A 25,299-nucleotide genomic window follows, 5' to 3' on the forward strand; every position below is an offset into this window, starting at 1 on the left:
GGCAACTTTCGACTGGCTGGTCAAAAGGCAGAATGCTATCGCATCTGACCCTTTGACTTTTTATTCAATGTTGCTCTTCGTATTTGAATCCGCCCTATTTTATACAAAAAAATGGGGTGTATATTGCCGTTAAGACACATATCAAAAATGTTAACCCGCAGTGACAAGGAGAAAATACCTAATGATGGCGTTCTCATCTTGCCAAGACGAATTACTTAGTTATCGCTTCATCTGTATGTTGAGCTCGTGTGAATTTATCTTTGGCATGAGGCAATTAATCTGTAGCGCAAGCCACAAAAAAAGAACCGATTTAAATTGCCCCTACGATCTTTGACGCAAAACGCAGAAGCTTACGCATCGACTTGTGCTACACTTCTCGGGATTTTTGCAGGGCCGCAAGAGCGGCTGTTATCGTAGAAACTGCGGTGACGACGCGCAATTGTGGCTCTTTACACTGAAATAGCCGCCATCAGGCATATGCCCTTACCAATATCCACTTCTCGCCGTGCACTTAAGCACACGCGCTCAATCCAAATCGACGCATTCGCTCGAGATGATGGATTGTGGGATCTTGACGCCCACATTACCGACACCAAAACCCGCGACATTCAACTTGCTTCTGGCATCCGGCCGGTTGGCTCACCGCTGCATGATCTTAGTTTGCGGATTACGATCGATACCAACTTGAATATCGTTGATGCAATGGCTGTCTCGGATGCCGTACCGTACCCGGGTTTTTGCAACACGATAGGCCCAGATTATAAAAAGTTAATTGGCCTCAACCTGATGATGCAGTTCCGGCAAGGTGTGAAAGAAAGAATGTCCGGCATTAATGGCTGCACCCATATTACAGAGCTAGCCCAAATTCTCCCGACCGCTGCGGTGCAAGCTTTTGCCGGTGATGTGATCGATACCCGCGATGGCGCCAGCAGTTCTGATAACCCGCAACAACCTTTTCAACTTAATCGCTGCCATGCGTTAAGGCTAGATGGTCCGGCGGTTGTGCAATATTACCCGCGATGGGCGGTGGCAAGTAGTTCGCCGCCTGACGCAAAATCATCTGCTTAGTTCGTTTTTACTGTTTTTATTTTTGTTGTTTTATTTTGTTTTGCCTATCAACTAATACCTCAGTGTCTGAAGGGAAGTCGTATGAAAATTCATGAGTATCAGGGTAAAGAAATCCTCCGCAAATTCGGAGTGACAGTACCACGCGGTATTCCATGCCTGTCCGTAGATGAAGCCGTTAAAGCGGCCGAAACTTTAGGCGGCCCAGTTTGGGTTGTCAAAGCGCAAATTCATGCCGGTGGTCGCGGTAAAGGTGGTGGCGTCAAAGTAGCTAAATCCCTTGAGCAAGTGCGCGAATACGCGACTGCGATTTTGGGTATGCAATTGGTAACGCATCAGACCGGGCCAGAAGGCCAAAAAGTCCGTCGCTTGCTGATTGAAGAAGGCGCTGATATTAAAAAAGAACTGTACGTCAGTATGGTGACTGACCGTATCAGCCAGCGCGTCGTCTTGATGGCGTCCAGCGAAGGCGGTATGGATATTGAAGAAGTGGCTGAGTCACATCCAGAACTATTGCATTCCATCGCTATCGACCCGACTAATGGTCTGCAAGATGCAGAGGCAGATGATATCTCCCGCAAAATTGGTGTGCCAGAAGAGTCTATCGCTGACGCACGAGTTCAGTTAAAAGGTCTGTACGAAGCCTTCATGGCAACCGATTGTTCACTGGCAGAAATCAATCCTTTGATTTTGACCGGTTCGGGTAAAGTTATTGCTCTCGATGCTAAGTTCAACTTCGACGCGAATGCTTTGTTCCGTCAACCAGAAATCGTGGCTTACCGCGATCTGGATGAAGAAGATCCAGCTGAAATTGAAGCATCTAAATTTGACCTCGCTTACATCTCGCTCGACGGCAATATCGGTTGCTTAGTCAACGGAGCTGGTCTAGCAATGGCAACGATGGATACGATTAAGTTGTTCGGCGGTGAGCCAGCTAACTTCCTTGACGTAGGCGGCGGCGCGACAGCAGAAAAAGTGACTGAAGCGTTTAAGATTATGTTGAAAAATCCAGGTCTGAAAGCGATCTTGGTCAATATCTTCGGCGGCATTATGCGTTGTGACGTGATTGCTGAAGGTGTCATCACGGCATCTAAAGCAGTGTCCCTGCAAGTACCGCTGGTGGTACGCATGAAGGGTACCAACGAAGACATCGGCAAGAAGATGCTGGCTGATTCCGGTCTGCCCATCATCGCCGCTGATACGATGGAAGAAGCAGCGCAGAAGGTTGTTGCCGCTGCTGCAGCCCACGCTTAATAATCGCAAGGAACAGATATGTCCATCCTGATCAATAAAGATACAAAAGTTATCACCCAAGGTATCACTGGCAAAACTGGCCAGTTCCATACTCGTATGTGCCGCGATTACGCAAACGGTAAAAACTGTTTCGTCGCTGGCGTCAATCCTAAAAAGGCCGGCGAAGATTTCGAAGGTATTCCTATTTTTGCTAACGTATCTGAAGCAAAAGCGGCTACTGGCGCAACAGTTTCTGTTATCTACGTACCACCTGCAGGTGCTGCCGCCGCGATTTGGGAAGCGGTTGAAGCCGACCTCGATCTGGCAATTTGCATTACCGAGGGCATTCCTGTCCGTGACATGATGATGCTGAAAGACCGCATGGCAAAATCTGGCAGCAAAACGAAATTGCTCGGGCCAAATTGCCCAGGTCTGATCACACCAGACGAAATCAAGATCGGCATCATGCCAGGTCATATCCATCGTAAAGGTCGTATTGGCGTGGTTTCCCGCTCCGGTACATTGACTTACGAAGCAGTTGGTCAATTGACTGCATTAGGTCTGGGTCAATCTTCTGCTGTTGGTATTGGTGGTGATCCTATCAATGGTTTGAAGCATATAGACATCATGAAAATGTTCAATGATGATCCAGACACTGACGCTGTCATCATGATTGGCGAAATCGGCGGCCCCGACGAAGCCAATGCATCCTATTGGATACGTGACAACATGAAGAAACCAGTCGTCGGTTTCATCGCTGGTGTTACAGCGCCTCCAGGCAAACGTATGGGTCATGCTGGTGCTTTGATTTCTGGTGGTGCTGATACGGCACAAGCTAAATTAGACATCATGGAAGAGTGCGGCATCAAAGCAACTAAAAACCCCTCGGAAATGGCGCGTTTGTTGAAGGCAATGTTGTAGTCTCAATGTCGGACTAAGTTGCAATTTTGAGTAACTTATACTGAGTTACATCATGAAATGGGGAGCTTTGCTCCCCATTTTACTTATCTTTATGCAACAGTTCCGCAGCTTGGTGTTAAGCTTGAAAAAAGATCTTTAGCATTGTTTTGGATTATTATGATTTATATCTTTTTATATCTATAGAACCTGATTTATTTCTCACATTTAATCACTATTCATGTCATTTCAACGCGTATTAGAGTTTGCGGGTCTCTCAGATACGGGACTAGTGCGGGCACATAACGAAGACGCCATAGAAATATGTGCCGATGCGGATTTTGCAGTATTAGCCGACGGGATGGGCGGATATAATGCTGGTGAAATCGCCAGCAAAATGACGGTAGACATTATTACGCAGCAGTTACTACTCAAAAAAACATCTACTTTTTCTTCTTTATTTGCGCGCCAGACATCGGTTGCTGTTCGTTGGATTAAAGAAGCAATAGAAATGAGTAATTTTCGTGTCTGGGATGCGGCACAGAATAATTCTGAATTTGTCGGTATGGGTACCACAGTTGTTGTTGCGTTTTGTCATCACGATAAACTTCTCGTGGCGCATGTGGGGGATTCACGTGCATATCAATACAGGGCGAACCATTTACTGCAAATTACTCATGATCACTCAGTATTACAGGCGCAAATTGACGCCGGTTTGATCAGCGAAGAGCAAGCACAGTATTCACCGATTAAGAACCTGATTACCAGAGCGGTAGGAGCGCAAGGTGAGGTAGAAGTTGAAATTTATGAGCACGACATACTACAAGGGGATATTTACCTCTTGTGCTCAGATGGCTTGACCGACATGCTCAACCATGATGAAATCCAAGACATATTGAGACTGCATGTTGATAATCTGAAGCTCTGTAGCCAATTATTGGTGGATAGTGCCAACGACAAAGGTGGGCGCGACAATATTTCAGTGGTTCTCCTCAAGGTCAGCAAGTTGGATCGTCGGTCGGTCACACGGCAACTTTTTTTTAAATAGCTCGATTTACAGCTTCGTTTTTTATAGAGAGCATCATGGCGAAAATCGTCGTCACTTTTAACGGCTTAGTCCAACAAGAAATTTCCATCCTAAAGTCGCGTCTGACAATAGGCCGACGGCCAAGCAATGACGTCGTGATTGATCATCTGACGGTGAGTGGCCAGCACGTTGCTATTGACACCACAAGTAATGGTTCTTTTGTATTAGATTTAGGTAGCACCAATGGCACCATGGTAAATGGGCAACCTGTTAAGAAGCATCTTTTACAAAATGACGATGTGATCGACATTGGTAAATATAAAGTGCGGTTTGAATCTGAGCCAATTAGTGGTCTTCCTCAGCCTGCAATCCAAAATCAACAGTTTCCTAGCTTAGCACCGCGTGCAAAAATAAAAATACTCAATGGTGTGAATGCTGGCAAAGAAATGGTTCTTAATAAGCCAGTGACGACTATTGGTAGCCCCGGCGTACAAGTGGTAGCTATTTCAGAGCAAGGAAAACTGTTTTACATTTCAATAGTTGAAGGTGCATCAAAAGTAACAATTAATACAAGAGTCATCGACGACGCCAACCCGACACAATTGGTCGATGGTGACGAAATCAATTTATCTGGGACAAGACTGACATTTGTTGTTGTTTAGTTGTTTGTTTAAATAAAACAATTTATGACAAATTTTGTTTTTTTGTGTCGATAATTGTCAGTTTAATGTCCTAATCCGCTTTTTTGGAGTTGGCACAGGTATTGCTCATAACAAATTGTAGTACTAAACATTTTATTGAAGTATTCAGGGAGAAAGAAATGAAATCCACGCAAATGATGAAAAAATTACAAAAAGGTTTTACATTAATTGAATTGATGATCGTTGTTGCGATTATTGGTATTTTGGCGGCAGTTGCATTGCCACAATATTCTAACTACACCTCACGTACTAAAGCAGCTGGTGCGATGGCTGAGTTGGATTCTTTAAAATTGTCAATCGCCGAATGCTATCAGGCAGATGGTGCCTGGACAAACTGCACGCAGATGGGTAGTGGTAGTATCCCTCAGATGGCAACAACTAAGTTCATTCTAGCTCCTTTGCCGGCGATCAGCGCTACTGGCGCTATTACGAGTGCAACAACTGCAGCAACTGACGCAGCCGGTGCAAATTTGCTTGTTACTTCCATCACTCCATCAGCAGTTTCTGGTCAAGCCAACATGATCTGGACCACTTTGGGTTCGCTTTGTAATCCGACCCGTGGTTTGAAGCCAGGCCAAGGCGGCTGCTTATAATTTTTTTTTAACAATAAAAATAACCCGCTACGGCGGGTTGTTTTTATTGTAGTAGATGATTTCGATATTTTTTATGATATTCATGGATCAAAAACATGTCTAGATTTCGTGCGAGCGGTTTTCATTTTTTGATTAGTACTATTGTAGGGCTCATATTATTAGCTTTATGTTGGTTTGTCTGGTACCCGTCACCGATGTTAATGGCGATCGGTGGGCATGAAATATTTCTTTTAGTCGTCGGGATTGATGTGGTACTTGGCCCACTACTGACTTTAGTTGTATTCAAGGTGGGCAAGAAAGGGATGGCGCTCGATTTGGTCATCATTGCTGCATTGCAGATAAGTGCGATGAGCTATGGTGTCAGTACGTTATTAGAAGGACGCCCTGCCTATGTTGCGGCACTTGGTAATAGATTCCAAGTGGTACAAGCGAGTGAGTTGACGGATGCCAATCTTGCGAAGGGTAAGGCCATATTGCCATGGTGGGGGCCACGTTGGGTGGGTACCAAGCCACCTACCGATAAGCATGATATTTCCGCGTTGGCTGCGATGGCTCCCGTTGGTGGTGGGCGCGGTCATTTGCCGCAGTTGCATATTTCTTATGCTTTGATGGCACCAGAAATTTTGAGTAAAGCCATATCTATTGAGCAGCTTAAAAAAGATAACCCTGCTTCTGCACTCACAATTGATGCATGGTTGAACAAATATGGCTATAACGAGAAAAATGCCAAATTTCAACCCATCACAATCAGCACATCCACGTTTGTAGTGATTATTGATGCCAGAACTGCCGCAGTAGTAGGTATTGCGCCGTTTAGGCCCTGATTGCCACTCCAAACTAAGAAACACTAAAGCAGACAATGAATAAATTAATGGTTAGTAACACGGTTGCAGATTCAAGACGAGCAGTTTGGATATTCATTGTCGGAGTCATGTTCCTTTTACTGACTGCTGCACTAGGCTTGAATCCGTGGCCAATGCAGGATATCGCACTTGCGGTTTGGCATTTGTCAGGTAAAGAGATTTTCATTACTTTCAGTGGATATAGCTCTGCGCTAGTCATGATATTTTGGGCGAGTCGACCCAGTCGACTGGCTCAGTGGATAGTTTTTTTGTGCTGGCCTATCGTTTGTGCGATTTTATGGCAGACGTACACGACTGATTTACGCTTGCATATCACGTGGGAGGCTGATCCAGCAGGATTTTCTGCAATGATGTGGTTGGTTTTTTCCATGGCAATTCCCGCTACGCTGGCACTTTTGATCAGATTTATGCGATCGCCCGCTCATGGCGCTGATCTTGTATTTGAAAGTCAGTTACGTTATCTGGCAGTCGCTACCTTGTTATTTATGATGGTGCCAATGTCCGCCTTGGGGCTTACCTCGGCACTACATCCATTCACTTACGATATGTATTCGTTGCAATGGGATCGGGCGGCTGGCCTAAACATCACTCTACCTTTATTAGATTTTGCGCGATCGTCGTCAGTGTTCGCACATTTGTTGAGTCTTGCTTATGGCTTGGCACCACCCTTAAGCTTTATGGCTCTCGCGTTACGTCAACTACGTTCGCGACCAATTGGAGTGGCATCCGCGCTCTTAACATGGGTAGTGCTGACCAGCTGTGCGATGCTCGCATACCACTTTTTTCCAATAGCGGGTCCAAAGTATGTGTTTGGTGCGCGTTTCGACCTCGGATTAAGTCAAGCTAAACTTCCTCTGGAAATGATCGGTATTGATTATGCGCCGCGTAATGGTATGCCATCTATGCACTTTGGCTGGATGCTTGCAGTGTGTATTTTGTGGTGGCGCAACGGTACGGCATGGTGGTCGAGAGTCATGTTATTGGCGTTGACTAGTTTAACTTTGCTATCAACACTTTGCTTGGGGGAACACTATGTTGTCGATCTCATCGTAGCCGTACCTTTTGTGTTGGCAGCGATTGCTCTATGCACGACATCGATTCCCTGGACTGTGAAGCAGCGCCGTTGGACAACATTGATCGGATTTGGTGTGTGGGCTGCATGGGTTGTTAGCTTACGCACGTCTATTCATTGGATTGTGGCGCATCCATGGATCTGCTGGGTCATGATTTTCGCAACAATGGGGGCTGTTGCTTTGCAAGCGTATTGGATGCGAGGATTTACCGCATATGTGAGCATATGCCCGGTTGAAATGGTAAAAACAATTAAAAGTGATAATCAAAAATCACTTGAACGCCGTCTTTTTGCCATGTTTTTTGCTTCAGGGCTGGCAGCGCTTGCATACCAGGTCTTATTCGCAAAGCAACTTGCATTAGTGTTTGGTAGCACCTCTACGGCAACCTTGACTGTGCTGGCAACCTTCTTGGGGGGGATGGCTATTGGCTCCCTGATAGGTAGTCGATTGGCGCTGAGAACAAGTCGACCGCTAGTGGTGTACGCAATGATTGAATTGTCGATTGCTGCATATTGTGTTGTGACACCATTTTTATTCGATCTGATCCAACAGGTATATGTGGCACTAGCATCAGGCCAAGCGCCCGATTCCTCCATGTTGCTTGGATTGAGAGTAGTACTTGGAGCAACTGTATTGTTGATTCCTACCATATTAATGGGCGCTACTTTACCCGTACTGGCGCAAGCCTTGGGGACGCAATCTCAAAGGGTGGGGGTTAACGTGGCCTGGTTGTATTTTGCCAATACAGGTGGTGCGGCAGCAGGTGCACTGCTGACAAGCTATGTAATTATTCCCTCACTTGGAGCATCGCAGACTACCTTGGTGGCTGCTTTACTGAATTTGTTGGTAGCACTTGCTGGTATGGAATTGTCAAAGCGATGGATCTTGACAGCATCGGCGATACCGGCCTCGACAGATAGCAATCCGATAGAGATGCAGGTGAAATTGCCTCAGGAGGCTGCGGTAGCCGCTTTGCTTACATTATGCGTCGGAGGTGTTTTATCGCTTGGTCTTGAGGTGGTCTATGTTCATATGCTATCGATTGTTGCGGGCAATAGCGTGTATGCGTTTGGTTTAATGCTGGCAACTTTTTTACTAGGGTTGGCAGTTGGTGGGGAGGTCGCCAGACGTTTATTGTTAAAGCCTGATAGCGATCGCATAAGACTGCTTGCCTGGGCCTTGCTTGGCTTGGCGGCAAGTGCCGCCGGAGGTGTCTGGTGGTGGAATGATATTCCTGAGTATTTTGCCACTTTTGCTCACTATCCTATAGCTCAATCATTCGTCGACCGCGAAGCGATACGTGGGGCCGTATGCGCTTTATTGATGATTCCACCTACACTATTTATTGGTGCTGCATATTCGTTTGGTATGGATATTGCCACGGCTGCCGGCCGTGCAAAACCAATCGCAATGTTAGGTTATGGCGCCGCTTTAAATACCTTAGGTAATATCACGGGCGTTTTAGTCTTTGGTTTTTTCTTGTTGCCGGTATTTGGAGGGCTTGTTGCAACGAACGTAATCGCCTTTGGTGCCTTGGCACTTGCTATATTGGTGTTAATCATCACTGCAACCAAGTTCAAACGAAACGATGTCGTTTCGTTTGCGGTAACAACATTGGTGGTTGTGTTATCGCTGGGTGCCCGTTTGAACTACGATATTATCAGTTCTGGATCTAATGTCTACTTTACTCCCCAACAATGGGGGCATGTTATTGAGCATGCTGAAAGTATTGATGGCGGACTCACCACGGTGACCACACAAACCACAGCTGAGGGGACAGTCAAGACATTGCTGACTAACGGTAAATTTCAGGGTAATGACGCAACAACTGGCGAGATGCAAGCACAAATGGGATTTGCGCTAACGTCATTGTTACACCAAAGTAGTCGTGAACGGGCTCTTGTCGTTGGCTATGGCACAGGCGTGACTAGTCGCGTTTTCCATCAAAGCGGCTTTAAACACCTAGATATCGCAGAGCTTAGCCGTGATGTGGTGCGACTGGCGGATACGCATTTTGATAAAGTTAACAATCGGGTTTCTTCTGCACCTGGCGTTCAACTGCATGTGACTGACGGGCGTAATCTGTTGTTACTCTCATCAAAACAAGCCAAGTATGACGTAGTCAGTATAGAGATTACCTCCATCTGGTTTGCTGGGGCAGCATCTTTGTACAACCAAGAGTTTTATAGTCTTGCCCGTTCGCGTATGAAGCCAGATGGTGTGTTGCAACAATGGCTGCAATTACACAGGCTGGCTCCAAGTGATTTACTCAGTGTGATTACTTCCTTACGCGCAGAATTCCGCTATGTGTCTTTGTATGTGTCGGGTGGGCAGGGAATTCTGATTGCGACCAATAGTCCGGAAAAAAAGTCGCCGACGAGCGAAGCAATGAACAAGCTGGAAAGTTCGCCGGATCTCAGAGCAGTACGCGATATTCTGGATCGCCCAGTTGCTGCCATTGCAGGTGATCGTATCCTTGATAACGCAGGAATAGATCGTTTTATTGTGTCGAGCGGTATTGATCCAAGTTTCTGGGTATCTACTGATAACAATCTACGCCTTGAATACAGCACACCAAAAGCAAACGTTAATGATGGGCCTAGTTCATTTCAGCGCAATATGCAGTTATTAAGAAAATTCCATTAGACGCTGTTTTTGGATATCAATCGCTACTGTCCTGGCTAATTATTGTGAAGGAGCTTACTGATCTCGAATAATTTGATCATGCTCTAGGGTTCAATGACAATCAAAATAAGGAGCGCGAATGTGGATCAGTGTCATGTGATCTGGAGTTTAAATTCGCCTTTTTGCTAAGGGTTGAAGCTGAAAGGTACGGTAAACTTTACCTCGTTACCCTACTTTCCAGCTTGAACGTGTTCCAATATTTTATTTTTAACAGGCCCTGATTTCGATCATTCTGATTTGTCTATGCTTACTTCCCCAAAAAACAAATTTGCGCTTCTTTTGTTTGCAGTTTTCCTTTTTGCTTCTTATCTTCACCCTTACCACATCCATCCATACCGCACTTTTTACCACGATATTTTGGCGGTGTTCGGGTTGTTGATTGCGGTTAGTTTTTTAGCTCTGGCTGGCAAGCCTTGCCTGGTTTTTCCTAAAGTGCTATTACTGCCCGTGTCACTATTTGCGTTGGTGTTAACCCGATCAATATTCGAAGCGATGCAGTTTTCGTCTGATCTGATTTTCCCACCCATGTACTTTGTGCTGTTTGGTCTTGCCATTTGCGTCGGGGCAAGTCTGACGCTGAGTCAAAAACAGTCCGAGTCAATTTGTCTGGCTTTATCGATTACACATTTGTTAGCGGGCATGCTGTGCTTGATCATGCAAATTATTCAAATTTTCGGTATTGATGCGGAACCTCTGGTGATGTTCATTGCCCGCCAGTCTCAGCCTTTTATGCGGCCATATGCCAATGTGGCGCAGCCCAATCAATTAGCTCTGTTATTCTGTTTTTCCCTGGCCTCGATTTGGTATCTTTATCAAAAGCGCTTACTCAATCAATGGGCATCTGTATTACTGGTGCTGCTGTTGCTAGCGGGATTGGCGTTAACCCAATCGCGAATAGGCTGGATGATAATTCCTGCTTTTATTGTGATTTGTGGGTACACCTCTGGAGGTGAGCGACCTATCAATAGGCTATTGTTCGCCGTCATGTTGCTTGCGTATATTACTTTTGTATTGAGTTTGCCCTTATTAGGGCATTTACTTGGATTTGCCAGCGGCTCGGTTGCGGAGCATATTGGTGGCCGTTCTGAGCGCATGGTGTTGATGCAGCAGGCTTGGCATATGGCGACTCAGCATCCCTGGTTGGGTGTTGGCTGGTTTGGTTTTGGTCCTGAGCAAGTCAGGATTGCGGCAGATTTTGGATCGACTACTTATGCAGAGCACTCACATAATTTGATTTTAAATTTGGCCGCCGAATTAGGTTTCCCTGCAACGATATTGATATGTTTAGGCTTGGCCTGGTGGGCTATTCAATGCTTTTTTATCAAAGCGGTGACGGTGCCGATCCGTTTTGCGGGTTTATTTTTTGTCGCCGTGTTTGTGCATAGCATGGTGGAATTTCCGCTCTGGTATGCCTTTGTGCTGATACCGATTGGCATATTGATGGGTATGGTGCATCAGCTGCGCTGGCCCTCTGAGGGCGTATTGCTAGGGCGTCCTGCTAAAAATGTGATTGCGGTCATTCTTGGCGGTGCTTTTTTATTTATGGCATTGATTACCTGGGATTATCAGCGGGTTACGACAGGTTTTCGGGTTTTGCGTTGGCAGCAATCTGGGTATGTAGTGGATATCAGTCCTAGTGAGCGGCCCGCGTTTACTTTATTCCCGCAGTTTTTTGATTATTTCAAATTGACTAAAATGGTCGCGCGCGAGGGCATGTCGGATACCGACATCGCATTCGCGGAGCGCATGAGCCATCGTTTTGGATACGTGCATGTATTGAGCAAAATGGCAGAAATTTATACCTTAAACGGTAAACCAGAGCAGGCGGCACGTACGATGCAAACCTTGCAGCGACTACATCCCATTTCTTATCCTGAATACTACGATTATTGGAAAGCCCAAGCAGCTTTAGATGCTCGTTATGAGGTGGTTTTTAAGACGATGCCGGCTCGGGATGCGCAATAGTTAGATGCTAATTTACTGACTTGAAGTTTTGTTTTCAGTAAACGTAATATTAAATACTCACTGGTAGTATTTAGTATTGTCCAGAGATTGTCTGGATAATAGGGCGGTTTTACAAAAAATGGTGGGGAGTATGTTAAATATGAGGCTAGTTTTTTGCTTCAGTGAGTGTTGAGGCGAGGCTCATACGCATCTCATACGCGACTCATGCATTCTCAAATCAGACGGTGTCATTCCGGCAGGTTTTAAGTCAGAATCTAGTGACGTTGATCGCTTTACATATTAAACATAAAGGTAGTGGGTGCGGTGTCAGCGGGTTGTCAATGCGGCGTCAAAATGACGACGCTGGATTCCGGCTAAGACCATGCCGGAATGACCCAAGAAATCAACTGCTTGTTATCGAATAAGAGTTTCAAAAAAACGTCCCAAAACCTCGCCCCAAATCTCCGCCCCAAATCCCATCTGTCCCTATCCGTGACTAAGAATTTTTCACTTCGCTATTGATTGCTGATAGCAGTCTGCCAGTCGCTGGTAATCATAAAAATAGCTGCCTTTGGCGACCCGGGCTTTGTCGCAAGATGGTTTGAAACCAGTCTCCTTCTCGTTGTACAGCATCCGGACTAATACTCTTCCAACATCATTTTTGTACAGATCCCATTGAATATTCGCGGCCATCGGCGCGACCTGTTCACCACGCCATAAGTTATTGGAATAATCGTAAGCAAGATTTTTTGGCTGTGGTGTCGCCATGCTCGGCACACCGAGTAAGGATGCCAGCGGGATAATGGTTTCGGCATGGGCAAACCTTAGTTTGGCTGCATGTGCGTAGTTCCCTGCCGCGATGAGCTTGGCTTCATCGAAGAAGTCATCGAGTAGTGTTTGCGCCATGCGCCAGGTAACACCGTTCGCTTCGGCAAAGCCTGGACCTTTACTGTAGAAGGTAAGTGCATCTTGTACAGAGGCAAAGATTGCGGCTTGCCCGGCGGGCATGTATTGCGAGAAGTTGGTGTGCGCTTCATCCGGCATATCGGCCGATGCGGCATACAGGTCATACAAAGCCAGCGCGGCATCCAGTGCCGAGGCGATTACTTCATTGCCATCGCCTTTGAGCGTGCTGACAAATTTGCCATCAGCACTGGTATATGTGACCGTGCCATCGTTGCTCGCGCGATAGCGGTTCTGGTTCAGCCCCGTAATAAAGGCGGGTGTGAATAAGCGTTGCAGCACCGTCTGTGCGGCGATGGCCAGACGCGGTTGCGCCAATATGCTGGCTTCTGCTTTACTTAACTCATTACTATCCGGATAGGTCTGATAAGACTGACTTGCTTGAAAGGTCGGAAATAGCGGATCGGCTGGATCGCTGATCTGATCCTGTTTTTGACTCAGTTTATGAAAGTAAAGTAAGTAGCGGTCTGTACCTGCTGGCCGGCTGCGATGATCCAGTTCTGCACGCGGTGCAAGAGAAGCCGGATAGGTCAGGCTGGAGGCGAGGCACGCTTGTTGCGCGATTAAAGACTGCGTAAAGAAATAACCGCTATCCACCGTGCGGTCTTTGCCGGACGTGACCACGACAATTTGGCGTGGCGCTTTGCCTTGTGTCGCACAATCTAGGCTCTGGAACAGCGTTGGCAGGCGCTGGCGCAAACGTTGCGCCAATTGCGTGTGTTCTGCGATACCTAACTGGTTTCATTACCGTAGCCTGGCTTGCTGATGCCGGCAACGCCGTATCCCAGCAAGGCGTTGGCTTGCATCATGCGCTGAATATCTGGCCCCAGTTCTGCTCCCAGTGATGTCAGCGCGTGCTCCTTTTCAGCTAACTTCCATAGGTTATATAAGGCGAGGTCGACCTTCATCCCAGTCAAACCCCGTGAGCCATGCCTTGCCAGCATTTGTGTATAAACTGGCTGATAGCCTTGCGGTGCGGCCTCGTAACTAGAGATGGCTTGCTGCGGTTGGTAGGGCGTTTTGGTGCCGTAATACGCTTGCTGCGCGCTCGCCGTGTTGAGAGCAAGCGCGGATAACAGGATTACTTTAGTACAGTTACTGATCATATTATTGGCTTAAAAGTCTACGCGGGCACTCAGGCTGACTGTCCGTGGTGCGCCGACATTCAGATAGTTCTCCTGATAGTAAGTCCAGTATTTGCGATTGGCAATATTGGATACATTCGCACGTAAGCTAAGAAATTGTTTGCCAATCCGTGTGCGGTAATTTAAACCTGCATCGAACAGCTCATAGGCTGGCAAGGTATTAACATTAGCCGCGTCCATCGGCAGTTCGCCCAAGTACTGGGTTCCTGCATGCAGCGCCAGACCGGGCAGTGCCTCTGGACGCCATGTCATCTGAAGCGAGGCCTGGCGGCGTGGGGCTCCTACAGCGAGCTTACCACTATAGCCAGGTGCCGCATTTTGCAGAGTCGCGTCCAGTAGCATGATGCCGCCCTCTATCGATAGATTTTTGGCCGCTTGCACCACAGAATTAAATTCCAGACCTTGATAGCGGTTCTGCCCGTCCGTCACAAAAATATTTCCGGCATTTGAGTACTGCGCGTTGCGATCAATGCGAAACAGAGACGCGCTGGCATTCCATGCCTTTTGCTCGGTTTTGATGCCGATTTCGGTCTGCTTACTTTGCAATGGCGAAAAGATTTGATTGGCGTTGATTGCTGATGTTGGTGCGCTAGCTGCTTGCTCTAGCGCTTCAACATAGCTAGCGTAGATGGTGGTATTGGCCATTGGCTTATACATGATCGCGATTGTTGGCGTACTTTTACTTACTGGATAGTAGGCAGTAAAGATACCCTTAGTGTTATACGAGGTGTCAGTAAATCGTGTATAGCGCAGACCCGCCAGTACTGACCAGTCGTCGCTGAACTTGATGGTATCGCTGGCGAAGCTTGCTTCTTGCCGGGTATGCTCATCTTCGTACTTGCCGCCACTGTAGTTGACGCTGGCCACGTTAAGGATGGTTGGGGAATACAAATTGCCGACGCCCAGATAGGTTTTTGGAGTGACTGCCGATGATGTCGATACCAGGTTTTGCGACATGATTCCGGCGACTATATCGTGTTGCAGGAAGCCCGTATCAAACTTGCCGTTGATGCTGGCTTGCACCTGATCAAAATGATAGCCATGTAGTTCTGAGGTGACTCGGTCTCTGTAATTGCCGCTGTTGCTAGTGATGTAGTACTGATCTTTTTTGTAGACGCGGGTGGAGTCCGACAGACGGTAAGAGGCGTTGGCAGTCCAGTTTGGCGCCAGACGATAATCCAGAGCAGTTGTCGATATTAAATAATCGACATCGCTCGCCGCGCCGATACTATTTAAGCGACTTCCGCCATCTATCGGTGAGGGTACAGCAAATAATGGTGAAATGACCACATCAGTGCCGCCAACAGTCCGGCGACGCTGGTAAATCGTGTCATATGACAAGGTCAGATCATTGGTCAGGCGCCAGTCCACATTCGCGCTGCCTGCAGTGCGATTGATAGAGCCGCTTTCTGCAGCCACGCCGCCATCCTCGTGTAATAAGTTGAAGCGATAGCCGAATTCGTTGTTCACACCAGCGCGACCGCCGATATCAAACTGTTCCTTGATTGCACCACCTTGCTGGTAACCCAGGGTTGCACTAAAGCTGTGCTCGGTAGTCGGACGCTTGCTGACATAATTAATAATCCCGCCTGGCGAACCGAAGCCATACATAAAGCCGGATAAACCCTTCAGCGCCTCGACGCTTTCAAACATCTCCAGCGGCATTTCGGTACCGCGGTTGATGTTGGCCAAGCCGTCGATTTTGTAGCCGTTCAGGTCATCCAGCCGTAAGCCGCGCATTTGTATGGTTGCCGGATGTGTGCTGATAGGCGGGCTGATCGCGGTGACTGACGCATCATATTTAAACACTTCAGAGATACTGGTCGCCAGGCGATCTTCGATTTCATCACTACTCACGGCTTTGGTCGAGAAGGGGGTGTCCAGCTCCGAACGGCGTCCCAATGCACCGCTGCTGACGCTGTCGCTCAATTTTTTCTTTGCAACAGTCGCCTTGATTGCCACTTGAGCTGCTGTGCCGTTGTCGCTATTGTTGCTATTGTCAGTATTCTCAGCTGCGATAGCCATAGTCGTTTGTAGCGAGGCGGCGCAGAAACCAATATGTGCCAATGCCAGATAAATACGCGTATTGCGCAGATTTTTGATAGAAACAGGATGAGAAGTCATAGGTGTCAGTAAAGTCAATAAAGTGGTTATCACGCCGTTGGCTAATACCGATGATGAATCCAGTCTGGCAAGCGCTTGTTTTGGAACGTGCAATATAGTCAACACACATGACAGGGGTACGAATTGATGCCGTGACTGCAAAGTTATGCTTAGGTCAGGACATGAGTTTGGAGGATGCTTGGATATCAGGACTGAGGAAGCGTTTTCGGCAAGTGATATTGCTGCCGTCACTTGCGAATGGTCTGTAGATCGCTTGTGGCTGAGTGCAGACTCTTGGCCGGGGCAGGCGATTTAGCCTGTCCGTTTTAACTGGTTGATTAGACTTCCTTACTTTTTAATCAATAAGGATATTTGAATACTCGTAGGTAGTATTTATAATTGTCCATATATAACCTGGGCAATAGGCCAATTTTATGAAAAATGATGGGGAGTATATTGAAATTGGCTTACATTTCAGCGACTATTTACTGGTTTTAAAGGAAAAATTGGTACTTGATCTCCGCACTTAGTTTGTTTGTTATCGCTGTCCAATTTCAATTCAATTTCACCTCAAACTACCCGGTTGCCAGCTTGATCTTTTGATCAGGCAGCGCCATCTACCAGACTTACCCAGTCACCAGATTTGCCACCGTGTTTTTCTAATACGCGGATGTCGCTCATCACCATGCCGCGGTCCACTGCTTTGCACATATCGTAAATCGTCAGCAAGCCGATTTGCACTGCGGTAAGCGCTTCCATCTCTACCCCAGTTTTACCCAGAGTTTCTACTTGCGCATTGCAATGGATGCTGGACTGATCAGTGTCAATGCTAAAATCCACGGCGATTCTGGTGAGCGCCAACGGGTGACATAGCGGAATCAGATCAGCGGTGCGTTTAGCTGCCATGATGGCGGCGATGCGTGCGATGCCGAGAACATCTCCCTTTTTTGCTGTGCCTTCAGCAATGATGGCAAGTGTCCCTGGTTTCATGCGGATAGTGCCGCTGGCAATGGCGATGCGGTGGGTGTCCTTTTTTTCTGCGACATCGACCATATGTGCTTGGCCAGTCGCATCAAAATGAGTTAATGAAGGAGTTAATGCGGGAGCTAAGGACGGCATCAGGCCGTCGTTGTTGTTTGAAGTCATGAATTTAGTATTAGCAATGAGTATTAGAGATTAATCTCGCTGTCGAAAATAGACATTCTTTGAAACAGTTTAAGAACTAATTGATTAGCAAAGTATCATAGCATCGTGAAACTAAAACGCCCATCATTCCGACCTAAAACCTTATACGCCGCCATCTTGGCCGCCGTCTGTTTGTTTTCGGTATCCAGCTCATCAAATACCAGTTTTGCGCAAAATTTGCCCACTTTAGGAGATACCGAAAGGGAAGATTTATCTCCTTCGCTAGAGCGTAAATTGGGCGAGCAAATTATGCAAAGTGTGCGCCGTGATCCGGATTATATGGATGATGGACCGGTAGCAGAGTACCTCAATAAGCTAGGTAATCTGATGTTAGAAACTCGCCCTGATGCCCGTGGCGAGACGATGTTTGATTTTCAGTTTTTTGTCGTACGCGATCCGGTTCTGAACGCGTTTGCTTTACCGGGTGGTTTTATCGGATTCCATTCCGGCTTAATTTTAGCCTCGCAAACAGAATCAGAATTAGCTTCTGTTATGGGACATGAAATTGGCCACGTAGCACAGCGACATATTGCCAGGATGATAGGCAGCCAGCGGTTGGATTACTTAATCCCTCTGGCATCGGTTATTTTGGCGGCATTGGCCGCTAAGTCCAGTCCCGATGCGGCAATGGCGCTAGTGGTTGGCGGACAGGGGGTTGCACTCCAGCGTCAATTGACCTTTAGCCGTGAGGCCGAGCGTGAGGCCGACCGTATTGGATTTCAGATCTTACGTGATGCTGGCTTTGACACCGGTGGCATGGTCTCTTTCTTTGGACGTTTGCAAGTCGCAACGCGCAACTACAACGACAATGCTCCCCCTTTTTTACGTAGCCATCCACTCACCAGCGAGCGCATGGCGGATATCCAGTCACGCATGGTCGATCAGCGTTATAAACAGCATTTAGACAGCTTAGAATTTTTGCTCACCAAAGCCAGAGTCAGAGTGCTGCAAAACGATACGACTCAAGGTTATATTGATGCGGCTACTTTTTTTGATACGCAATTAAAAGCCGATCAAAAAGATGAAAAACTAGCCGCACAATATGGACTCGCTTTTATCGCCTATAAACAAAAAGAGTTTTCTAAAGCCGCCAGCTTATTGGCTAGCTTGATCAAACAGATAGAGCAATCGCTGACGCAAAAAACGGCGCTCAATAAAACCAGTATGTTTGTCAGCCTGGATATCGATATTAAAATCGCCAACAAGCAAGCCGACGCCGCAGTCAAGGCGGCTGAGGCAGCGATGCAGCAATTCCCTTTATCGCGTGGTTTGGCCTATCAGTATGTTGATGCATTGCTGGCTGCGGACAAAGAAGAAGATGCCGCACGTTTTTTACGCGATCAGGCGCAGCTATATCGACAAGATATTAAGGTGCAAAATTTGTTGGGCAAAGTCTATGCAGAGCAAGGCAAACAGGCGCTGCAACATATTGCGCTGGCAGAAGGCTATGCTTTAGAGGGAAGCTTAGCGCCAGCCTTACAGCAGCTAGACATCGCCCGTCGCTCACCCGATGCGCAATATTACGAACAGTCGGTAATCGATGCCCGCGAACGTGAGTGGCAAGAGAAGCATAAGCAAGAATTAAAAGATGAGAAGAAAAGGTAGAGTAAACATCGTGACTGCACTGAGTGAAACCAAAGTACGTGCTTATCTAAAACGCTTAGCGTGTCCTTGCCCCATAGACGGCAAATTACCTGAGGCGACCAAAGAGTTATTCGACACCCTACATCTGGCACATTTACAGACCATTCCATTTGAAAATCTTGATATAGCGCTAGGTAAAACAATTTCATTAGACGCAGAGGATGTTTTTCAAAAGCTAGTATTGGATAGCCGAGGTGGTTTTTGTTATGAGCTGAACTACGCTTTTTCTCTCTTATTAAGCGCGCTGGGTTTTAAGTGTACTTTATTGTCAGCGAGAGTATTCAACGGTAAGCAATACGGACCAGAGTTTGATCATTTATTGTTAATGGTTGAGTACGATAGTCAGCATTGGGTGGCTGATGTCGGTTTTGGCGATTGTTTCAGGAGGCCGCTCTTACTTCATAGTGTTGATGCCTGTAGCCAGAATCCGCAGCTAAAAAATAGAGACGGGAGCTATGAGGGCTACAAGATTTTTTCAGATACTGATGGCAAATTTACACTAAAGAAAAAAGTACCAGATCAGGATTGGGTACCTGAATATCAATTTGAAATAATAGAACGTACGATTACAGATTTTTTGGCAATGTGTGAGTATCAGCAAACTTCTGAGTTTTCTCACTTTACCCAAAAATCAGTCTGTTCAATTGCGACCGCTACAGGACGAAAATCTCTCTCAGGTGACAAGTTGATTGTTACTGAGATGAATCAGAAACAGACGTTTTCGGTTGCAGATAAAGATGAATATAAAGTTTTGTTAACATCTATTTTTCAAATAGTGTTGCCATCGGATGAGAGCATAGCAACACTATTCAACACATCAAATCGACAGAGCTAAATCCTCAGGTGCAAACTTTTTTGAGTCGACACAAATTTTATTAAGCTCTGACATCCTTCAATTTTTCTACGCGGCGTTGCAATACAAAAATCGGTTGTGCCCACTCAGTGTCTTTTTTCTTTTTGCTGGTGATCAGCGTCAATTCTGATGGGTCGTAGACGTCGGTGTTGTGTGTCAGCGGGGTAGTCATCAGATACTGTGCATCGGTGTTTTTCAGAAACTCACCGACTAACTGAATATTGCGGATGTCCAGATGGGCAAATGGTTCATCAATGAAGACAAAGCCGCCGGAACCATCTTCTGATTTCAGCAAACCGATTAGCAGGATCAGCGATTTCATCACTTGCTGACCACCAGACGCTTCGCCGTCATTCATACCGATCGGGCCTTTGCCGTCGAACTTAAATCTTACATGCAGGCCAGCTTGAGATAACTGTATGTCGTCATTCTCCAATTTAACCGGATCGGTATGGACTTCGATCCCTGCGAGCTCTCCTAACTGTTTGATGTTCTTGCTATAAGTCTTAATCGTAAACCGCAACCTATCCATGTAGGCGGCACGGGCATTAACGGTGGCTTCTGAGGCGCGGTTATTCTGGTAGCGACGCTCATCAGTTTCTGCCTGGCGACCTTGCAGCAATGCGTTGAGCCGGACAAACTGATCCACTACTGTGGAGTCGATCTCCCAGTCTGCACGCGCCAGATTATTACCCAGACTACGCAAGCGTAATTCAATCTGGTGGACATTTTCATGCTCTGCGACTAGCTGTTGTCTGTGCTTAGCGCGCTTCCAGTTGAGGGGCAATTGATGCCAGGTCTGGCGCATGCTGGTGAGCGTTTCAAAATGTCCTTTACGTTCATCTGCCAAGCGTTTTTCTGCACTACGTAATTGGGATTCTGCGTCGGCAATCGCGGCTTTAGCTTGTTCCCATTTGAGATGAGCGACGGTACGTTGTTCGGTCGCTGATTTAAGCAAAGGCGAAATCTCACCAAGGCGGCTACCGACTTCTATTCTTTGCTGTCTGAGAGGTTGTATGTGATGGCTAGCCTCTTCAAATTCAGCGTGACGGGCGCTCAGTTCTTTTGCTGCGTCGACACCGGCCAGGCGCGCTTTGAAGGCGCTGATTTCACCAGCAAGTTTGCTGATAGTAATCGTGAGCTGATCTTCTTGCGATTGCAGACGTGGTAAAGAGCGTTGCAATGCCTCCAGCCTTTGTGTGCGACCGGCGCTACCAAAACGGTAGCGTGAGGCTTCAACAAAGAGCGAGCGACCACCGCGACGTTCGCCATGATAGGCATCGGGTGTGATCCATTCTTGCAGTTTAGATTGTGATTTATAAAAACTGAGGCCGACCTCAACAGAGTCGACCATTTCAATACGTTGCAATTGCTCGATCAACCAGGCAGGGGCAGCGGCGGTGAAGTTGACTACCGATAGCAGACTTTTATCTTTGACCACCGGTGCGTGGATACGCTCTGGCACGATGAAGTGACCATAGCGTTGCTTCTCACCGACGCGATAGGCTGCGCTGGCATCACTGGCTTTGTCCAGCAAAATGACCGAGGTGTAACCGCGCAAGACACCTTCGACCGCGCCTTGCCATTTGGGATCAGTCACTTCGACGATCTCCGGCAGCATACTGTGTGAAATGCCTGCATCGTTCAAAGCACGGCGCATATTGCGTACGTTCTCAGGATCGGGCAGGGTAGCTTTGCCTTGCAAGGCCGCGATGGTTTCCAGTTCGGCTGCGATGCGGTTGGACAGCGTGTCGCGCTCTTGTTTATTGCGTGATAGTTCGGCTTCTTTTTTCTCCAAATCGTCCGCAACGTTAGCGACGTCGGCATCTGCCTCTGCCGCAAGTTTTTGCAAGCGCGCTTTTTGTTCAAGCAGACTTTCTTGCGGCTTCAGCTTAGCGTTGATGTGTTGTAGTTTTTCGCGTAGCTGTGACTCTTCTGCTTCTAATGCCGCCTCGTGTTGCTGCGCTTCGCTGCGGCTTTGTGCTTGCATTGCCAGGTTGCCACGGCGCTCGGACAAACCGTCTTCTTGCGTTTTTAACAGACGTTTTCCGTTACGCAGACTTTGACTGGTAGCAGACGCCTGTTGCAAGGCCTCGTGATATTGCAGCGTTGGCAAAATCTCTTCCTGCAAATCACGCTTTTCTTTATTCAGACTCTCCCACTGATGATAATTGGCGACGCGCAGACGCAGACCTTCCAGATTGGTTTTTGCGCCTTCGAGTTCGGTCTCAAAGCGCTGTAATTCTGTTTCAGTATCTCGCTGATGGCGCTTGGCGTCGTCGTAGGCGTCCAGTACTTCTTTGTCACCAAATACCTGAAACACCAGATCGAGCAATTGACGTGGTGCGTACTCACAGAGCTTATCTGTCTCGCCTTGTTCCAGCGCGAGAACTTTGCCCATGGCGGTCGATAAGCCCGCATGGGACAGGCGTTTCCTGTAGCTTTCTACGCCCAGCCAATCATTGGCCTCCTGAATATCTTCGATCTCGACTTTGCCGCTGCGCATCAGGTATTGACGCTTCCAGTCGCCGCCATTTTTTTGGATCTGGCAAAACAGCGTGACCTCATCCTCGTACAGGCCAGACATGCGGAAAGGACGATTAGAAATCTGCGGTCCTACCGCGCTGTTATCCACTACCGCGCGTATCCAGGCAGTTTGCTGGCCAGAGTGACGGGCGTAATGTTTGTACGAGCGCCCCATTGAACATTCGAGCCCGAACAGGGTGCGCAATGCATCCAGCAGTGTGGTTTTGCCAGAGCCATTTTGTCCTGCAATCGTGATGATTTTGGCGTCGAGCGGAATATTCTTGATACGTTGCCAGTAGTCCCAATGGACCAGTTCTAGTGATTTGATATGGAACATGTGGCTTATTCTTCTACGGAGGTATTGTTATCGATGACCGGTTCGTCAAGGTCTATGCCATTAGCTGCACTGATTGGCGCGATGGGTTCAATCAGCGCAGGTGTGCGTACTGGAATTTTGAAGATGTCCGACAGCGCGCCATTGATGATGCGGTCTTTTAAAGTGTCGGTATCCATCATCAGATCAAGCAAAGGTCCTTCGACAATCAGGTCGGCTTTACGCTCCACAAAACCATAACGTACAAGCTGGCCGAGATTCATATCCATGCGGGTTTTTTTACCGAGCTTCTCGCCAAAATCAGCCAGTAGTGCACGGTAAGAAATACCGATGGAGGTATCTTCTGCGCGTGGCATGGGCTTATCTTTACCGAACATATCGTTTTGATTTTCTTCGGCGAGTTGGTGTGCTTCTTGCCGTTCACGCTTAGGCAAAATAATCAGCGACCATAAGACAACTAGCAGCGCAACACCATCACGTGCCAGGCTAAAATTATTGTTCTGCCAGGTTTCTCTGGTGCCGAATACTTTGGATTCGCTATCACGGGTGAGTGCCAGCGTAACGTGATCGGCGTAGACGTTGTCGATAAACTTCATACCGCAGGCTTTCAGTCGAGCATCAACATCGGCGCGAAATAATTCGTCTGAGAGGGCGCGCTTGACGAGCTTGTCTTCACGGCGCAGGGTTTGATGCGCGAGCAGGCGGGCGATCAGGAATTGTGCATCTTCGGTCATTCTTGCGTACTCGATTGGGTTGGAACTGGGATTGAAACTGGAGTCGATGCTGGAGTCGACACGACTACTTTGGCGGATTGATTTACCGGACTTAATACCGTCAGGCTGGCGACTGACATTGCAGAAATATACGGATCAGATACCTGCTGCATTTTGTCTTTGGAATTAAATTCCAGTGGTAGGCGCGCCAGAGCTGCGGTTGCGCCTTGCAATGCAGATTCGTTCACATCACCCAGCAGCGGTAATAGCGATGCACGATACGAGGCGATGGCAAAACTCGACGGCAGTAATAAATCCTGTAGCGGCACAGGTTTAACAGTTTGCTGGTGTTCGGTATTGCTTAGTTGGCTTATTTGGCTTAAACGGTCTAAACGATCCAGCCAATGATCAAGTTCCAGCAGCGCATCGCTGGCTTCATTGGCGATCTCTGGCGCATTTTCGCCAGTGGGCAAAATGTTAGCAACTGCGGACAGGCGATTGGTCAGTAATTCGCTCTCTGCGACGTCGATCATTTCTGATGGCGTAATAAACAGCGGCGTCATCGGGTATGCCAGGGCATCATCCGCCAGCGAGGCCAGATCAGGGTATTGCAACAACCAGGTTTTAATATCGGTAGTGGACAAACCAGATTGTCCGAGGTGCACGCGCTGACGTTCGATCTGGTTGAGCGCACGTGAAAACATACCTTGCATATTTAGCAGCGCACTCTGGGCACGCCCGATCGCTTGCGCCGCTCTGTGCGTTGCCGAGTCGGCCCGGCTGTCATTGGTGATCGCATGAATGATCTGCGATCCTTTTTCTACCCAATCGCATGCGGTATGCCATTTCTGCTGCGCGGTACGTAGCTGGAATTCTGAGCCTGATGCAATCGCATCAGAAAATTCTTCCGTCAGTTCGATCAGGCGACCCAGCAGATGATGCAACTGTTCAACCGACACGCCACCGACCGCTTGTGCGCCCGCAACTTGGGTGAGCACGTAGCTCATCTCGGCCTCGTCACCTTGTTGCTCAGCCTGATGTTCCGCCTGCAATAAGGACGACAAGGCCGCCAGTACATTACGAGCGGTTGGTGTGATTCTATACACCGACTGAGCTGCATCCCAGGCCAACAGGCCATGTGAGCGCAAACGCGTGAGGATGGTTTCTAAGCGGTCAGGGTCAATATAGCCCAGCTTGGCATTGATATCGGCACGCGACAGCGACGGGGTGTCGACATCGGCAGCGAGTTCGCGCAAGACCAGCAAACGCAACATGACATTGTTAAAGCCGCCATGGAATAAGGCGGTAAAAGCCTGTAGCAGCGGCTGTGCACGTCGCAAAGGGAAAATAGGGGATACGTCATCGGGGCTGATGCCCGGCCGAAAAAACGACTGAAGCGCGTCGTCATCTTCGCTAATCTGTTCAGTTGCTTTATTTGTATCGGGGGTAAAATTTTGCATGCCGCATTTTACCTTCTCGCGTGACAATTTAGTATTGTTAAGAAGTTATGTATTGAATAGTATCGTTATCCGAAAGAGCCTAGCTCTTTGCCGGGATTCGAGAATTTTATGGAAATATCATGGATATATACTGGTTGGTAGTATATTTTATTGTCAAGGTATTAATTGGAGAATAAGTGGTATTTGACTACATACTCCCAAAAAAAGTAGTTTTTACTTGAATTTTAAAAAACCTCTTAATCATCGCAGATCAAATTTTCTCACCATCAGCCACTTGCTTATCAGACCAATC

The 25,299-nt window shown here is 47.5% G+C and carries 18 protein-coding genes; 11 read left to right on the forward strand and 7 right to left on the reverse strand.

Annotated features, from left to right (window positions below):
- The first annotated feature begins 477 nt into the window (after positions 1-477).
- The 9 genes from AAKU61_RS10185 to AAKU61_RS10225 all read left to right on the forward strand — a co-directional run bounded on the left by AAKU61_RS10185 (position 478) and on the right by AAKU61_RS10225 (position 12,102).
- Entirely contained in the window at positions 478-1,068 is a 591-nt protein-coding gene (locus tag AAKU61_RS10185) for a DUF2889 domain-containing protein (RefSeq protein ID WP_354331877.1), read from the forward strand.
- A 66-nt stretch (positions 1,069-1,134) separates the two neighbouring features.
- Positions 1,135-2,319: an ADP-forming succinate--CoA ligase subunit beta gene (gene sucC / locus AAKU61_RS10190; RefSeq protein WP_322121623.1), complete on the forward strand. Its 1,185-nt coding sequence runs from the start codon at positions 1,135-1,137 to the stop codon at positions 2,317-2,319.
- An 18-nt stretch (positions 2,320-2,337) separates the two neighbouring features.
- Positions 2,338-3,219, forward strand: a complete 882-nt coding sequence (sucD, locus tag AAKU61_RS10195) for a succinate--CoA ligase subunit alpha (protein ID WP_322119753.1) — start codon at positions 2,338-2,340, stop codon at positions 3,217-3,219.
- A gap of 217 nt (positions 3,220-3,436) precedes the next feature.
- Positions 3,437-4,243 (forward strand): Stp1/IreP family PP2C-type Ser/Thr phosphatase, encoded by an 807-nt coding sequence (locus AAKU61_RS10200; RefSeq protein ID WP_354331879.1) that lies wholly within the window; start codon positions 3,437-3,439, stop codon positions 4,241-4,243.
- Positions 4,244-4,278: 35 nt separating this feature from the next.
- Positions 4,279-4,884 carry an FHA domain-containing protein gene (locus AAKU61_RS10205; RefSeq protein WP_354331881.1) on the forward strand — a complete coding sequence of 202 codons (606 nt, stop codon included), beginning with the start codon at positions 4,279-4,281 and terminating at the stop codon, positions 4,882-4,884.
- Between the two features lie 158 nt (positions 4,885-5,042).
- A complete protein-coding gene (locus tag AAKU61_RS10210; RefSeq protein ID WP_354331883.1) occupies positions 5,043-5,516 on the forward strand; it encodes a pilin in 474 nt (157 codons plus the stop codon).
- Positions 5,517-5,611: 95 nt separating this feature from the next.
- On the forward strand, positions 5,612-6,340 hold the full coding sequence (gene tfpZ / locus AAKU61_RS10215) for a TfpX/TfpZ family type IV pilin accessory protein (protein ID WP_354331885.1): 729 nt from the start codon (positions 5,612-5,614) through the stop codon (positions 6,338-6,340).
- A gap of 107 nt (positions 6,341-6,447) precedes the next feature.
- Entirely contained in the window at positions 6,448-10,098 is a 3,651-nt protein-coding gene (locus AAKU61_RS10220; RefSeq protein ID WP_354331887.1) for a fused MFS/spermidine synthase, read from the forward strand.
- 282 nt (positions 10,099-10,380) lie between these two features.
- The gene (locus AAKU61_RS10225) at positions 10,381-12,102 is read left to right on the forward strand and encodes a PglL family O-oligosaccharyltransferase (RefSeq protein WP_354331889.1); all 1,722 of its coding nucleotides are present in this window, start codon (positions 10,381-10,383) and stop codon (positions 12,100-12,102) included.
- Between the two features lie 486 nt (positions 12,103-12,588).
- Here AAKU61_RS10225 and AAKU61_RS10230 read toward each other — a convergent pair whose 3' ends face one another.
- The 4 genes from AAKU61_RS10230 to moaC all read right to left on the reverse strand — a co-directional run bounded on the left by AAKU61_RS10230 (position 12,589) and on the right by moaC (position 17,438).
- Positions 12,589-13,755: a histidine-type phosphatase gene (locus AAKU61_RS10230; RefSeq protein WP_354331891.1), complete on the reverse strand. Its 1,167-nt coding sequence runs from the start codon at positions 13,753-13,755 to the stop codon at positions 12,589-12,591.
- A 20-nt stretch (positions 13,756-13,775) separates the two neighbouring features.
- A complete protein-coding gene (locus AAKU61_RS10235; protein WP_354331893.1) occupies positions 13,776-14,150 on the reverse strand; it encodes a hypothetical protein in 375 nt (124 codons plus the stop codon).
- Between the two features lie 9 nt (positions 14,151-14,159).
- Entirely contained in the window at positions 14,160-16,313 is a 2,154-nt protein-coding gene (locus tag AAKU61_RS10240; protein WP_354331895.1) for a TonB-dependent siderophore receptor, read from the reverse strand.
- Positions 16,314-16,895: 582 nt separating this feature from the next.
- Positions 16,896-17,438, reverse strand: a complete 543-nt coding sequence (gene moaC / locus AAKU61_RS10245) for a cyclic pyranopterin monophosphate synthase MoaC (protein ID WP_354331896.1) — start codon at positions 17,436-17,438, stop codon at positions 16,896-16,898.
- A 105-nt stretch (positions 17,439-17,543) separates the two neighbouring features.
- Between moaC and AAKU61_RS10250 the strand changes: the two genes are divergently transcribed.
- Both AAKU61_RS10250 and AAKU61_RS10255 read left to right on the forward strand, forming a co-directional pair.
- Positions 17,544-19,082: a M48 family metallopeptidase gene (locus tag AAKU61_RS10250; RefSeq protein ID WP_354331898.1), complete on the forward strand. Its 1,539-nt coding sequence runs from the start codon at positions 17,544-17,546 to the stop codon at positions 19,080-19,082.
- A 10-nt stretch (positions 19,083-19,092) separates the two neighbouring features.
- Positions 19,093-19,956: an arylamine N-acetyltransferase family protein gene (locus AAKU61_RS10255; RefSeq protein WP_354331900.1), complete on the forward strand. Its 864-nt coding sequence runs from the start codon at positions 19,093-19,095 to the stop codon at positions 19,954-19,956.
- Positions 19,957-19,996: 40 nt separating this feature from the next.
- Here the strand turns inward: AAKU61_RS10255 and AAKU61_RS10260 are convergent, their stop codons facing one another.
- The 3 genes from AAKU61_RS10260 to AAKU61_RS10270 are packed head-to-tail and all read right to left on the reverse strand — an operon-like array spanning position 19,997 to position 25,007.
- A complete protein-coding gene (locus AAKU61_RS10260; protein ID WP_354331902.1) occupies positions 19,997-22,837 on the reverse strand; it encodes an ATP-binding protein in 2,841 nt (946 codons plus the stop codon).
- Positions 22,838-22,842: 5 nt separating this feature from the next.
- Positions 22,843-23,568 carry a hypothetical protein gene (locus AAKU61_RS10265; protein WP_354331904.1) on the reverse strand — a complete coding sequence of 242 codons (726 nt, stop codon included), beginning with the start codon at positions 23,566-23,568 and terminating at the stop codon, positions 22,843-22,845.
- Complete coding sequence (locus AAKU61_RS10270; RefSeq protein WP_354331906.1) at positions 23,565-25,007, reverse strand: hypothetical protein; 1,443 nt, start codon at positions 25,005-25,007, stop codon at positions 23,565-23,567. The genes AAKU61_RS10265 and AAKU61_RS10270 overlap by 4 nt, the downstream gene beginning before the upstream one ends.
- Between the last annotated feature and the right edge of the window lie 292 nt (positions 25,008-25,299).

Source organism: Undibacterium sp. GrIS 1.2, assembly GCF_040544435.1.
GTDB lineage: Bacteria > Pseudomonadota > Gammaproteobacteria > Burkholderiales > Burkholderiaceae_D > Undibacterium.

Coding starts and splice junctions, on each gene's coding strand:
- AAKU61_RS10270 (WP_354331906.1), bottom strand. CDS start 25,007: ATGCAAAATTTTACCCCCGATACAAATAAAGCAACTGAACAGATTAGC.
- AAKU61_RS10210 (WP_354331883.1), top strand. CDS start 5,043: ATGAAATCCACGCAAATGATGAAAAAATTACAAAAAGGTTTTACATTA.
- AAKU61_RS10200 (WP_354331879.1), top strand. CDS start 3,437: ATGTCATTTCAACGCGTATTAGAGTTTGCGGGTCTCTCAGATACGGGA.
- AAKU61_RS10185 (WP_354331877.1), top strand. CDS start 478: ATGCCCTTACCAATATCCACTTCTCGCCGTGCACTTAAGCACACGCGC.
- tfpZ (WP_354331885.1), top strand. CDS start 5,612: ATGTCTAGATTTCGTGCGAGCGGTTTTCATTTTTTGATTAGTACTATT.
- AAKU61_RS10235 (WP_354331893.1), bottom strand. CDS start 14,150: ATGATCAGTAACTGTACTAAAGTAATCCTGTTATCCGCGCTTGCTCTC.
- AAKU61_RS10220 (WP_354331887.1), top strand. CDS start 6,448: ATGTTCCTTTTACTGACTGCTGCACTAGGCTTGAATCCGTGGCCAATG.
- AAKU61_RS10225 (WP_354331889.1), top strand. CDS start 10,381: ATGCTTACTTCCCCAAAAAACAAATTTGCGCTTCTTTTGTTTGCAGTT.
- moaC (WP_354331896.1), bottom strand. CDS start 17,438: ATGACTTCAAACAACAACGACGGCCTGATGCCGTCCTTAGCTCCCGCA.
- AAKU61_RS10205 (WP_354331881.1), top strand. CDS start 4,279: ATGGCGAAAATCGTCGTCACTTTTAACGGCTTAGTCCAACAAGAAATT.
- sucD (WP_322119753.1), top strand. CDS start 2,338: ATGTCCATCCTGATCAATAAAGATACAAAAGTTATCACCCAAGGTATC.
- AAKU61_RS10265 (WP_354331904.1), bottom strand. CDS start 23,568: ATGACCGAAGATGCACAATTCCTGATCGCCCGCCTGCTCGCGCATCAA.
- AAKU61_RS10260 (WP_354331902.1), bottom strand. CDS start 22,837: ATGTTCCATATCAAATCACTAGAACTGGTCCATTGGGACTACTGGCAA.
- AAKU61_RS10240 (WP_354331895.1), bottom strand. CDS start 16,313: ATGACTTCTCATCCTGTTTCTATCAAAAATCTGCGCAATACGCGTATT.